The organism is Chitinophaga sp. Cy-1792, from assembly GCF_011752935.1.
GTDB lineage: Bacteria > Bacteroidota > Bacteroidia > Chitinophagales > Chitinophagaceae > Chitinophaga.
Map to the genome: position 1 here is coordinate 1,439,731 of NZ_VWWO01000001.1, position 14,559 is coordinate 1,454,289.

Here is a 14,559-nt window from a genome sequence, read left to right on the forward strand (position 1 = left end):
AAAATTCCACGTGAGAACCAAAATCTGAGGAGATAGATTTAATTAGCAAATACAGGGTACGTTATTTCTCACAACATTTTTATTGACACAACAGGTTTGTTTTTCCTTCATCATTAAAAAACATTTTAGTGCTTAAATGAGCTGAATTAGTGTTGGCATATACATAGTACGCCATCAATTTTTATACAGGTATATTATAATTGTCACTTACACAATTAATTGACGTTACCGGATACTGCATCTGATCTGGTAATACAGGCAGTTTATTGTCATTTTGTTGAGCTGTTTTGTTATAAACGATAACAAGACCAGGACATCCTATGCCCGGCAGTAAGTGATGATGAGATATAAAAGACAGGTACTCTATTTATTCATTTTTCTTAAACGTCACCCTTAAACCACGTTATGAAAAAACATTTTTACCAGGCGCTTGCCGTGCTATGCGGTATATTGCTCATGCTTGCCGGTACTAACGTTTACGCACAAACGAAAATTACAGGTAAGGTTACTGATAAAACATCAGGAAATCCTATCCCCGGCGTAACCGTAGTTATTAAAGGCACCAACCGTGGAACCGCCACAGATCCTACCGGCGTTTTCTCCATCCAGGCAAAACAAGGAGACGTATTAGTCACCTCATTTGTCGGTTATGATCCACAGGAAATTACTGTAGGCAACGGCCCAATAGTAATTCGTCTCGCAGAAAAAATCGGTTCACTCGAAGAAGTGGTAGTAACGGGTTACGCCAGTCAGAAAAAGAAAGACCTGACAGGCGCCGTTTCCATCGTGAAAGTGGAAAACCTTACCAAACAACCAACTGCGCAGATCTCTAACCAGTTACAAGGCCAGGTTTCCGGTATCACCGTTATTGGTACCGGTCAGCCAGGACAGGAACCTCAGGTGCAGATCCGTGGTGTGAATACCTTCGGTGTAAACACCCCGCTCTATGTAGTGGATGGAGTGGCTATCAACAGTCTGGTAGACCTCAACCCCAATGACGTAGCTACCATGCAGGTGCTGAAAGATGCCGGCGCTGCTTCTATCTACGGTGCCCGTGCTGCTAACGGTGTAATCATCATCACCACCAAACGCGGTACCGGTAAAGTAAAGGTTTCCTACGACGGTTACTATGGTACACAGGTTCCTAAAGGCGGCAACGTTTACCACATCGCTACACCACAGGAACAGGCCAACCTCATGTGGACAGCCCTCACCAATACTGACCCTACCAAAGTTTCATCCAAACAATACGGTAACGGTGCTACGCCGGTATTACCGGATTATATCTCACCAACCGGCGCAAAAGAAGGTGATCCTTCTACCAACCCGGACCTGTATTACGTAAATCCAAACTATAAAAATGCAGGTGATTGGGATAACTTCTACCGTATTACCAAAGCTAATAAAGCCGGTACAGACTGGTTCCATGAAATCTTCAAACCAGCACCTATCACCAGCCACAACATCTCTGTTGCAGGTGGCAGCGATATCGGTAACTACTTCTTCTCTTTCTACTACTTCAACCAACAGGGTACCCTGAAAAATACCTATAACAAACGCTATGCAGTGCGTGCAAACTCTAATTACAATGTTACCGACCATATCCGCGTAGGCGAAAATATGGAGTACTCTGTAATCAGCAACCCACAGATAGGTATCTTACAGGAAGGTAGCGGTATAGGCATGGCCTTCCGTGAAATGCCTATCATCCCTGTATATGATATCAAAGGTAACTATGCAGGTAGTAAAGGAGATGATTTAGGTAACGCCAAAAACCCTGTAGCTATTCAGGACCGTTTCGGCAATACCAAAACACTGGCTAACCGCTTGTTAGGTAATGTGTATGCAGAAGCAGACATCATGAAGTTATTCACCCTCAGAACCAGCTTCGGTGGTGAATTATTTAACTTCAATAACCACAACTTTGCTCCTCCTGATTATGAAAACCAGGAACCGGTTCGTACCAATATCTACACAGAAAATGCAGGTACTGGTTATGACTGGACATGGACCAACACCCTGACATTCCACAAAAACTTCAACCGTACCCATGATCTGAAAGTATTGTTAGGTACAGAAGCATTTGACGAAGAGTTCAGAAACGTTGGTGGTTCTACACAGGACTACTTCACCTTTGATCCTAACTTCGTAAATCTCTCTACAGGTACCGGTACCCAGACCAACTACAGCAATTATGGCTCTGATGGTTTATGGTCTTTATTTGCTAAAGTAGATTATGCTTACCGCGATAAATACCTGCTCGGTGCACTGATCCGTCGGGATGGTTCTTCCAGGTTCGGTCCTAGTCACAGATATGGTAACTTCCCTGCGGTAAGTGCTGCATGGCGTCTCTCTCAGGAAGAGTTCATGAAAGGACTCACCTGGCTCAGCGACCTGAAAATCCGCGGTGGATGGGGTATCATGGGTAACCAGATCAACGTATCTCCAAGTAATACCTATAACTCTTACGGATTTAACAGATCATCTACCTTCTATCCAATGGATGGTACCAATATCCAGAAAGGTTTCTACTGGAGCCAGCTGGGTAACCCGGATGCTAAATGGGAAAGTAACATCAACTCCAACATCGGTATCGATGCAACCCTGCTGAAAGGCCACCTCGAGTTCACCGTTGATTACTACCAGAAAGTGGTGAAAGACCTGCTGTATAACCCTGAACTCGCAGGTACTTACGGTGGTGAAACCTTCCCGTACTCTAACGTTGCGCAGATGAAAAACAATGGTATTGACCTCAATATCACTGGTAATACTTACCTGACGCATGACCTGAAACTGGATGTAAGCGCTACGCTGACTACTTATCATAACAAGATCCAGGCGATTTCTAACGGCGCCACCTACTTCGATTCTGATCAACGTCGTTTCGGTAGCCCGATCATCCGTAACGCTGTAGGCCACTCTATTTCTGAGTTCTATGGTTACAAAATCGTAGGCTTCTGGAATTCAGCTGATGAAGTAAAAGCTGCCAACGATGCTGCTATCAAAAAATATCCTGATATCTCTTCTTATCAACAGGATATCGGCGTAGGTCGTTTCAAATATGCAGATGTTAATGGAGATGGTAAAGTAGATGCTGCCGACAGAACTTTCCTCGGTTCACCTACCCCTAAATTCAGCTACGGCCTTAATATCGGTCTGACCTACAAAGGATTTGATTTCAGTATGTTCCTGTATGGTGTACAGGGCAATAAAATCTGGAACCAGATCAGATGGTGGACAGACTTCTACAACTCTTTTGCTGGTGCAAAAAGCAAAACCGCAGTATACGATTCCTGGACGCCAACGCACATGAATGCTAAAGCGCCTATCCAGGAAGCTGCTGCATATGCCAGCACCTTCAATGAGCCAAACTCTTATTTCGTAGAAAATGGTTCTTATCTGCGTGCTAAAAACATGTTGCTGGGCTACACCTTACCGGCAGCTGCACTGAGAAACATCGGTGTTCAAAAATGCAGGATCTATGTACAGGCAGCTAACGTCTTCACTATCACCAAATACACTGGTGTAGATCCTGAAATCGGTGGTACTACCACTTCATTCGGTATCGATGAAGGTGCTTATCCAAATCAACGTCAATACCTGGTTGGTCTGAACGTAACATTCTGATAGCATTACTGAACAAGCAAAATTGAAACAGATGAAAAAACTTAAATATTCAGGTATCGCATTATTGCTCGCAACCGGTATGTTCGTTGCCTGCAAAAAGTCTTTCCTGGAACGTCCTCCATACGGTGCGCTCACCGAAGAAATTATCGCTAACAAAGATGGTGTGAACTATCTGCTCGTGGGCGCCTATGGTGCCCTGGATGGCCAGGCTCCCGGTAATAACGCCCTCGGCGGTACCGGATCCGGCTGGATGGCATCCCCTACCAACTGGGTATACGGAAGTGTGGCCGGTGGTGATGCACATAAAGGTTCTGAAAGTACTGACCAGCCTGATATCAACGCGATTGCAACCGGTCAGGAATCAGCTACCAATACCTTTATCAATGCAAAATGGAAAGCAGTATACGAAGGGGTTACCCGCTGTAATAATACCCTGAAATTCATGAGCAGAGCCACTGACATGACTGCTGATGAAAAGAAGGAAGTGGAAGCGGAAGCAAGGTTCCTGCGTGGTCACTATTATTTTGAACTGAAAAAAATGTTCAATAATGTACCATGGATCAGCGACACCACTACAGATGTATTGCAGCCAAATACAGTGGATATCTGGCCTAACATCGTCGCTGACTTTACCTTTGCCATGAATAATCTTCCTGCCACGCAGAGCGATCTCGGAAGAGCAAACAAATGGGCTGCACAGATTTACCTGGCGAAATGTTATCTCTACCAGAAACAGTATAGCACTGCTTTACCGTTGTTCCAGAGCGCTATTACCAATGGCCAGACTTCCAACGGTAAACCTTATGCACTTGAAGCGAAGTTTGAAAATAACTTTGATGCAGCTGCGAAAAATGGTCCTGAGTCTGTTTTCGCCATCCAGATGACTGCAAACGACGGTACCGGTACTATCACCAACGCGAATGCCGGTGATATGCTGAACTATCCATATAACAGTCCTTTTGGCTGTTGCGGATTCTTCCAGCCTACACAGGACCTGGTGAACTCCTATCGTACAGATGGTACAGGGCTTCCTTACCTGGATGCTTATAATTCATATCCGGTAAAAAGCGATATGGGTATCTCCTCAGACAGTGCTTATGTACCTGATACCGGAAATCTCGATCCACGCTTAGACTGGACCGTTGGCCGCCGTGGCCTGCCTTATCACGACTGGGGTATTTTCCCGGGTATGAAATGGGTGCGTCAGCAAAATACCGGTGGTCCTTACGCTGGTAAAAAAATGATCTACTGGCAGTTTAACCAGAACCTATATCATGATGCCAACTCATGGGCGCCAGGTTCTGCGATTAACGTAGTGCTGATCCGCTTCTCTGATGTACTGTTAATGACAGCCGAATGTGCTGCACAAACAGGAGACCTGGGAACGGCACTGAAATATGTTAACCAGGTACGTCACAGAATGATCGACCATCCTGAAAACTGGCTGCACAAATATGCAGATAATACCAAACCAATGGCGGGTTGGAGTAATCAGCTGGCAGCCAATTACGTAATCAATGAATATCCTGCCTTTGCCAATCAGGCTTATGCACTCAAGGCAATTAAATTTGAACGTAAACTGGAACTCGCAACTGAAGGCCATCGCTACTTCGATATCGGTCGCTGGGATGATGGTGCTACATTAATGAAGGCATTCTATGATTACGAAAGTACAATCACAGGTGACCTCAAAAATGCAGAATACAAAAAAGGAAGAAACGAATACTTCCCGGTACCACAAAGACAGATAGACCTTTCACAGAAAGCGGGTAAACCTACCCTGTCACAAAACGGTGGATACTAACCTGGTTTTTCTTACTTGCCATAAACAGTAAATAAATGCAGCGGATTATTCCGCTGCATTTATTTTTTAAATTCCTATTCGCTATTTTACATCTGCCAGAAAAACTAATTATTACCCATGTCAGCTCAACAGAAATTCCACAAATGGGGGCTTGCACTTGCCTTCCTCTCCGCTGCATCTTTCGCAGTTTTCAGTGCATGCCATGTGCAAACCAAAGAAGAAAAAGCCAGACAGCTTGCAGAGAAATATTGTGGTAGCTGCCACCTGCCGGTAGATCCTTCCATGCTGGATAAGGCCACCTGGACGGACCATGTACTCCCCAATATGGCAAAGCGCCTCGGCGTGAATGTATGGGGAGAAAAAGAATATTTCCCGCCAATGCCCGGAGAAAAGCCAGGACAAATCCCCTTCAGCGAGTGGAAAGAAATAGTCGAATATTATACCACCAACGCTCCCGAAAAGCTGACCCCGGCAAAAGCACCTTATCCCGTTCAGAAAGGCTGGGCAGGATTTGAGCTGGTGGCCCCCGTCATAAAAGATACTACCATCGCTGCCACCACCATGGTAGCTGCCGATGCTACTGCCGGTATGATATATACCAGCGATGCCTACGAGAATACGCTTGTGCAATGGAATGCAACACTCGAAAAAGCAAATACCTGGAAATGCTTATCTCCCATTGTAGACATCAGTTTTAAAAAAGATAGCGGAAAAAATCTGGCACTCATTACACAAATAGGTGATATGCGTGCAGTAGATAAACCCAGCGGTGTAATTGCTGAACTGGATCTGAATACACCCGGAATTAAGCCAACTGACCTAAAAGCCTTTTTGCAAAGACCGGTTCAAACGCTTTCAGCCGACTTCGATAAGGACGGATTGGTGGACTTGATTAGTTGCTCGTTCGGTCATAACACCGGCGGACTATATTTATTAAAAAAATTACCGACAGGTTCATACGATCAACATCCAATATTGGAACTGCCAGGAGCTATACACGCTGTGGTGGATGATTTCAATAACGATGGATGGCCTGATCTGATGGTTTTATTCGCCGCTGCCAGGGAAGGAATATGGCTGTTTCAGAACGATCATAAAGGTGGTTTTACCAGTGATAAACTGCTGGAATTCCCGCCACTGTGGGGTTCTACCAGTTTTCAGCTGATAGATATGAATGGAGATGGAAAGAAAGATATCGTATATACCTGTGGAGATAACGCAGATTATTCCATGATATTAAAACCTTATCACGGTGTGTATGTATTTGAAAATAAAGGAAATAACCAATATAAACAGGCCTGGTTTTATCCCGTTAACGGCTGTACGAAAGCGATCGCTGGCGACTTTAATCAGGATGGCAAAGTAGATATTGCGACCATTGCTTTCTTCGCAGACCTGAAAAATAATCCTTCCGAGAAATTCATTTTTTTTGAAGGAAAAGATAATGCCTTTAATTTTGCACCATATTCACCTCCTATAGAAAATGAAGGACACTGGATTTGTATGGATGCAGTGGATGTAGATAAAGATGGAGATGTGGATATCATACTAGGAAATTATGCTAAAGGTTTTATTATACAGGAAGATTATCGACCTAACTGGAAAGAGTATCAGCCATTTATACTTCTCCGGAACACCCTGAAGCATCCTTAGTGGCAACAAAAAATCGCCGGGAGATTTGGAAGAGAAATAGAATAATATGTATATTACACCCGTATTTAACTTCCAAGTCCATTAAAGTAAACCGGGCATAACTATGAAAGAGTAGTTTTCATAGTGATATGTGATCGTCGTCGTTTTTTGTTTTTGCCCGTAATTTTCCATAGATGTTATACCTGGTTGCACTTAGGCAGACGCCATCTGTCATGCACCTGTCAAGATATTTAAGATATCCTGATGAATAATCAGGCTTTAGAATGGCGGAAGGAGAGGCAGTATTGCCTCTCTTTTATTTTATACCCCGGACATCACTACCACCCATCATAAAAATACCACCCAGAGAGTGGAAATATCACTTATCTGGTTAATTTTAGAGTGAAATAATTTTTGCATCAATAAATAGGTTTGAAGTGACCGCTTATGTATATGACCTGGGGAAAGTGAGCCTGCTGTTATATCAGCTCCTGCAGGATCAGGGTAATGACAACGCCGGCCAATGGCTGGAAAAACGCCTTCAGATACAGCAATCAGGAAATTCCACGCAGCAGTATCTCCTCACTTTCACCGCTATTCCACGTTTTACAGGCAAACAGCCAGTGACCGTTTCTCAGGAAACCGCTACCGCACTACAAAAGGAAATACCTGGCTTCTTCGTATATGACTGGACGTTAGACAAACTTGCGCGTGTATGGTGGCTATTGCTTTTACCGGCAGATGATAAATCGTTTTATCTGCAACAGGTAGAAAACCTGTTCAACGGCGCCGAAATGAATGAGCTGGCAACACTCTACAGCGCACTGCCACTGCTGGCATACCCGGAAGAGTGGATACCGAGAACCGCAGAAGGCATCCGGTCCAATATCGCACCGGTACAGGAAGCCATTATGGTACGTAATCCTTACCCCGCCCGATATCTCCCGGAAGCCGCCTGGAACCAGCTGGTAATGAAAGCCATCTTTACTGATAAACCATTGCAATCGATAGAAGGACTCTCCCGTAGGGCAAATGCCCCATTGGCTGCCATCATCGTAGACTTTGCCCATGAAAGGCAGGCAGCAGGCAGGCCGGTAAACCCATTGCAATGGCAACTGCTCACTCATTTCCTGAACAGTACCAACTTCCCGGATATCGCCCGGCTCTGGAACTCAGCCCTCAACGTGGAAAAAGAAGCCGCCGCGCTAGTTTGCAGCGAAAGCAGCTACCCTCCCGCAAGAGAACTGCTGGTGCAGGCCCCCGAAATAGCCCGCGAAATCAGTCAGGGCCTGATCTCCTGGAATACCATCGCTGACAAAATATCCCTGTAGTAACCAATTTATACCATCATTCATTTTATCCATCTTTAAAAAATCTGACTATGTGCGGCATTCATGATTTAACAGAACACGATCTGCAGCCACTCACCCATCATCCTGCCTATCTAGATAAAATTAAAGGCATGCGCTTCTTTGACCCGCATGTTCACATGACCTCCCGGACAACGGATGATTATCAGGCAATGGCAGATGCCGGCATCGTCGCCATTATTGAACCCGCATTCTGGCTCGGACAACCCCGCACCGGTGTTGATTCCTTCCGCGACTACTACAGCAGCCTCGTTGGATGGGAAAGGTTCCGCTCCTCCCAATTCGGGATCAAACATTATTGCACCATCGGACTCAATTCCAAAGAAGCCAATAATGAAAAGCTCGCCGAAGCAGTCATGGAAATCCTCCCGCAGTTCATCTACAAAGAAGGCGTAGTAGGCATCGGGGAAATCGGTTTCGATGACCAGACAGCCCTGGAAGAAAAATATTACCGCGCACAACTGGAGCTGGCCAAAGAAGCCGGCCTGCCGGTACAGATACATACCCCGCACCGCGATAAAAAGCAAGGCACCCGCCGTAGCATGGACATCGCCATAGAACACGGCCTCGATCCGCAGATGGTCATCGTAGACCATAATAATGAGGAAACCGTAAAAGAAGTGCTCGACAGAGGTTTCTGGGCTGCATTCACCATTTACCCCTTTACCAAAATGGGGAATGAACGTATGGTAGAAGTTGTTAAACAGTACGGAAGCCGGAATATCATGGTTAATTCCGCCGCAGACTGGGGTATCAGCGATCCGCTGGCCGTTCCCAAAACCGCCGCGCTCATGCACGAAAGTGGTATTGACTCGAATGACATTCATTTGGTAACTTACGCCAATGCTGTGAGGGCGTTTGCCCAGAGTGGCCAGATAAATGAATCCGATTTTGGAATTGCTAGTGATCAAAGTGAAAAATTCAATGGAAGTACTGTTTTACGTGGTGGGCAACAGCCAAGAATCAATAAAAACACAACCATCATCCGGTAAAGCCCTGTACATACTAATGTACCGGCCTGAGACCATGAAAACCCATTAATGAGGTGAGTTATATTACAAGTAAATTGTTAGGATACCTACGTCTCATGAGGCCGGCCAATATGATAACTGCTATTTCAGATGTACTGGCTGGAGTAGCAATTTCGGGCTATTTTATTAACGTGTCTTATGAAACGGTGACATGGGATTTTACACTGCCGGTAATTTGTCTCTGCCTGGCGGCAGCCGGACTTTACGGCGGCGGAGTCGTACTAAACGACGTATTCGACGCACAACTGGACGCAGTAGAAAGGCCTGAGCGCCCTATTCCCAGCGGCGTTATCTCCTATACACAAGCTATTATTCTCGGTGCATACCTGCTACTCGTAGGTGTTTTAGGCGCCTTTTCAGTAGGACACCTTACCGGTGCCCCAGGTTGGATTGCTATTGGCATCACCTTCGCTGCCATCGTTTATAACAAATGGGGAAAACACCATTCTTTCTGGGGGCCACTGAATATGGGACTTTGCCGCGGACTCAACCTGCTGCTCGGTATCAGCGTAATGCCCGATGCCCTCGACCAATATTGGTGGATGGGAATTATCCCTATCGTATACATCGCGGCCATTACCAATATCAGCAGAGGAGAAGTACATGGTGGTGATACCAGGAATATGCGCATCAGCGCCACTGGCTATGCTGCTGTTTATATTGCCATGATAGCCATGGCGGTACTTCATCAGCGCATCTGGGCCGCGCCGTTTATCCTCCTCTTTATTGTGATGGTAAACAAACCACTCCGCGTTGCCATGAAAAACCCTTCGGGACCCAATATTGGCAAAGCCGTGAAAGGTGGCATCATCGCACTGATCGTGATGAATGCTGCATGGGTGGCCGTTTTTGCTCAGCCGGCATTCGCCATCGCTGTATTGCTGCTCCTCCCGGTATCTATGGGATTAGGAAAACTTTTCGCTGTAACCTGATTTTATAAAACACATCAGCCTTCAGATTTCACCTGAAGGCTGATGGTTTAATCACTTTACCAAACCTCTACGTACCGCCTCTTTTACCAACCCCGCCACATTCCTTACACTTAATTTCTGGGTCAGGTTCAAACGGTGTACTTCTACTGTACGCATACTGATAAATAATCTTCCCGCAATCTCCTGGCTGGTATATTCTTCTGCAATCAATTGCAGGATCTCTTCTTCCCGCTTTGTCAGTTCAACAGGATTTCTTTGTGGCGCCAGCTTAAGTGGCCCCGCCGGCGTTGCTGCCGGCATATCCTGCACTGTGGTCTCCTGCTCAAATTCCATTAGGTTCACAATCCTGACACGTGGATATAACCGACGTACTGTACGTGAGAAATTCATTTCTTCTGATGAGGGTAATCCTAGGATCATTTTAACTTGCATCTTCACAAATCTTAAAAAGGGTTAACAATTAATAACTATAATTTTTTCTGTCTTTTGACGCCGCCGCAGGCGGCGTCAAAAGACAGACTTCGATCAACTGCCGAAGGCAGTTGATCGAAGTCTGGGCGAACAATGACACAAACAACAAAACATAATCATCTGCCGAAGGCTCCTACTAAACCATATACCCGTTTTTCACCTGAAAAACAATATAGGCACTGGTGCCGCGGTCTCTGCTGATATCAATATTGAATACACCGTCAAAGGCCTTTATCCGTGCCTGCAGGTTCCTGTAGCAGGCAGCCTCCAGTAATGCCGGCTGGTGCTGAAAACCAATGCCATTGTCTTCCAGGCTGATCGTAATCCTGTCTGGTTGCAATGTCATTTGTATCTGTGCGGCCGTAGCCCTCGAATGACGCAGTATCTGGCCTGCCAGTTCCTGTACCATACGGTATACAGATAGTTCATAACTCACTTTATACCGGTTGCTTTCTCCTGAACAGTAATAGGTCAGTGATAATTTCCTGTTATGATGGAAATTACGGCAATAGAATCCTAATGCTGCTGCAAGCCCTTGCCTGGAAAGGATTTCAGGCATCAGCATCTGGGCTGTTTTCCGCACTTCCACGGCTGCATTATCCAGCATGTTCAGCGTGTCGTGGTATATCGGCGCCGGTAAGTCCGCCTGTCCTGCCTGTAAGGCTGCTATCTCCGCCTTGGCGGCACTGATTACGCTGCCTACATTATCATGCAGGGCTTTGGATAAAAATATCCTGGCCTGCTCTTCCCCCGATAACATGGCGGATAGTAACCGGATATTGCTGTTGTTTTCGGCTGCCTGTAACTCCATTATCTTCAAACGCGCCTGCTGTATTAGCTTCCACCGGTATATCAATAATCCGGCTATTATAATTGTTAATATGACAATTATAATAATTACCCACAGCCTGTACCGCTGGAATAGTATATTGTCTTGTGCGGCGAGCAGACTGGCATTGGTGATCCGGTGATCATTTTTTTCAATGTTGAATTGCAGCTGCAGCTGCTGTACAATACTGCCTGTATTCAGTTCCCGCAGCGAATCATGTACATGCTCATATTCCTTCCGCCAAAGTAGCGCCTGTGTGGGTTTTCCTACTGACTGCGCTATTTCTGACGCCAGCAGATAAGCCTGCTGCAGTTCGTTGCCGGCAACATACAATTTACTCAGTCCTATGGCCTGTTGTATCATGCTGGCAGCAGCATTGTAATGCCCTGTCTGATATAATGCTTTCGCATAGCCTGCCTGTATGGAAAGCAGGTAGTCAGGCACAGGGTATCGTTGGGAGATATCGAACGCTGTTGCATACTCCTTCAATGCCTGTGGGTAAAACCCTGCGTTGGTAAGGCTTTCACCATGACGTAGCAGCGCATCGAGTACGTAGGTGCTATCGCCGGATTGCCGCCCGATTTGTTTGACGGCATCATAAAAGATGACTGCTGCACCGGGCATTTCCAGCCTGGACGAGGCATTACCCATATTCAGCAGGGCTGTGGCCATACCTCTGTTGGCAGCATGTCCGGTAAAATATGCCCATGCACGGTATGCCTCATGAAACCCTTCCCGGTAGCGGCCATCGCTGATATGAATGGCGGCCATTTCATTCAGGATGCTATACAGCAGAAAGCTATCCTGTCTGTTTGCTGCCAGCATTTGAGTAGCTGCAAAATGGTCGGCAGCGGCAACGTGATTGTCTATACGCAGATATACCCTTCCCAATTTCCTGTTGGCGGCTATTAACCCGGCAGTATCATTGATACAGGCATATATCTTCAGTGCATGGTGCAGCATGAAAAGGGCGGAGAGGTTATCCCCACGCAGCTGTTGGATATGCAGGTAATAGCCTGTAAAATCAGCTATCGCCTTCGGCGACCCCAGCTGAATGCTCATGGTGAGCCCTTCCATCATGTATTTGTTGGCCCGCAGAATGTTATCCGGCAACAATGATTCTCCGTACTCATACAGTGTATAGACCTTTTCAAGACCCGGAGGAAGCTGCTGTATACGACGCAAAAGACTGTCTTGCCGGGGCAGACTGCCCGCAGTTCCGGCTATAGCTATAGCCAGCCATAAACATATCAGCATAAATTGCCTGTGCATAGCACCGCCTTTTGGTTGTCTGGTTACTGTGCTTTAAAAACGCGTTGCTTTTTACAAGATCGGTGTGGATAAACCATCGGTTAATGGGGTAATTTCCTGGGGCACACTATTTAACTGCTAAAAACAAACATCAAAGCTGTTTCCCGCTACACTACATTCACGGGGTGTAAAGATCATCTTTTTTTTGCTAATTGTGAAGTTTGCAACGGTTTATTTTTGGCCAGGACATATAGTTTTTCCGTGGGTATCGGGAGCCGAAGGCTCCCGATACCCACGGAAACGTTCCCCGATACCGGAGGTGTCCCTGGAAGATCCGTGCCAACAGCATACCCGGAATAAAATAAGGTCTTTTTAATCTGTACAGTGTCGATTTTTATGTACATTTAAAGGCTTACAATTTTAGAAAGATCGTTAGACGTTTAGCCATGGAAAACATACTACAGAACTTTGATGTCAACTTCAATTTTAAGGTACATTTTACTTCCCATCTGTTCGACCCCGCAAATGACTGTCTGAGAAGCTACCTGGAATCACAGGCAGTAAAAGCTTATCAAAAGAAATTACTGGTAATCCTGGATGCCGGTATGGCCGCGCATTATCCGGACCTGCCGCAACAGATAGCCACTTACCTGCGTCAGGTAAATGGCTTCCAGCTGGTACCTGAAATTATTACCATCGCTGGTGGTGAAAGCGTGAAAAACGACCTGCCCTTATTCCTGTCGCTGGTAAATGCTATTGATAAATACGCTATAGACAGGCATTCATTCCTGATCGGTATCGGCGGTGGTTCCCTGCTCGATCTTACCGGATTTGTGGCTGCAGTATCACATCGTGGCGTTAAACATATTCGTATACCCACTACCGTATTATCGCAGAACGATTCCGGCGTAGGCGTGAAAAACGGTATCAACTTCAACGGCAAAAAGAACTTCCTCGGCGCCTTTGCCCCACCACAGGCCGTTTTCAACGACAGCCATTTCCTGACAACATTGTTGCCACGCGACTGGAACTCCGGTATGGTGGAAGCAGTGAAGGTAGCACTCATCAAAGATGCCGCCTTCTTTAACTGGATGGAAGAAAAAGCCCTCGCTCTCAGTAGTGGTAATATGGAAGATATGGAGCAGCTGATATACCGCTGTGCTGCGCTACATATGCAGCATATCGGCGGTAGCGGTGATCCTTTCGAAAGCGGCTCTTCCCGCCCGCTCGACTTCGGCCACTGGAGCGCGCATAAACTGGAACAACTGACAAACTTTGAGCTTCGCCACGGAGAAGCCGTATCCATCGGCGTTGCCATCGATAGCGTATATTCTTACCTGTTAGGCTGGCTGCAGGAAGATGATATGCACCGTATCATCCGTGTATTGAAAAATATGCAACTGCCCGTTTGGCATCCCCTGATGGAAAAACAGGCAGATAAAGACTCTCCCGTGATTGCAGGATTGGAAGAATTCCGCGAACACCTCGGCGGACAACTCACCATTTCCCTGCTCCGCGCCATCGGAAGAGGAGAAGAAGTACATGAAATGAATGTGGATAAACTCTATGAAGCCGCTGCTATCTGCAAACAACTGCAATAGTCAGCTTTAAA

The 14,559-nt window shown here is 46.1% G+C and carries 9 protein-coding genes; 7 read left to right on the plus strand and 2 right to left on the minus strand.

Annotated elements, in window-relative coordinates:
• Window positions 1–405 precede the first annotated feature (405 nt).
• From F3J22_RS05960 to eboC, 6 genes are all read left to right on the plus strand, one after another.
• Entirely contained in the window at window positions 406–3,627 is a 3,222-nt protein-coding gene (locus F3J22_RS05960) for a TonB-dependent receptor (protein WP_167015254.1), read from the plus strand.
• A gap of 31 nt (window positions 3,628–3,658) precedes the next feature.
• A complete protein-coding gene (locus F3J22_RS05965) occupies window positions 3,659–5,431 on the plus strand; it encodes a RagB/SusD family nutrient uptake outer membrane protein (RefSeq protein ID WP_167015256.1) in 1,773 nt (590 codons plus the stop codon).
• Between the two features lie 117 nt (window positions 5,432–5,548).
• A complete protein-coding gene (locus F3J22_RS05970) occupies window positions 5,549–7,084 on the plus strand; it encodes an FG-GAP-like repeat-containing protein (protein WP_167015258.1) in 1,536 nt (511 codons plus the stop codon).
• A gap of 416 nt (window positions 7,085–7,500) precedes the next feature.
• The gene (locus F3J22_RS05975) at window positions 7,501–8,394 is read left to right on the plus strand and encodes an EboA domain-containing protein (RefSeq protein WP_205195149.1); all 894 of its coding nucleotides are present in this window, start codon (window positions 7,501–7,503) and stop codon (window positions 8,392–8,394) included.
• Window positions 8,395–8,444: 50 nt separating this feature from the next.
• The gene (locus tag F3J22_RS05980; RefSeq protein WP_167015260.1) at window positions 8,445–9,425 is read left to right on the plus strand and encodes a TatD family hydrolase; all 981 of its coding nucleotides are present in this window, start codon (window positions 8,445–8,447) and stop codon (window positions 9,423–9,425) included.
• 95 nt (window positions 9,426–9,520) lie between these two features.
• Entirely contained in the window at window positions 9,521–10,396 is an 876-nt protein-coding gene (gene eboC / locus F3J22_RS05985; RefSeq protein ID WP_167015262.1) for a UbiA-like protein EboC, read from the plus strand.
• Between the two features lie 51 nt (window positions 10,397–10,447).
• Here the strand turns inward: eboC and F3J22_RS05990 are convergent, their stop codons facing one another.
• Window positions 10,448–10,786: a LuxR C-terminal-related transcriptional regulator gene (locus F3J22_RS05990; protein WP_240155007.1), complete on the minus strand. Its 339-nt coding sequence runs from the start codon at window positions 10,784–10,786 to the stop codon at window positions 10,448–10,450.
• Between the two features lie 217 nt (window positions 10,787–11,003).
• Window positions 11,004–12,968, minus strand: coding sequence for a tetratricopeptide repeat-containing sensor histidine kinase (locus F3J22_RS05995; RefSeq protein WP_167015266.1), 1,965 nt, complete (start codon window positions 12,966–12,968; stop codon window positions 11,004–11,006).
• A 425-nt stretch (window positions 12,969–13,393) separates the two neighbouring features.
• Between F3J22_RS05995 and F3J22_RS06000 the strand changes: the two genes are divergently transcribed.
• Window positions 13,394–14,548, plus strand: a complete 1,155-nt coding sequence (locus tag F3J22_RS06000; RefSeq protein ID WP_167015268.1) for a 3-dehydroquinate synthase — start codon at window positions 13,394–13,396, stop codon at window positions 14,546–14,548.
• Window positions 14,549–14,559: the final 11 nt, after the last annotated feature.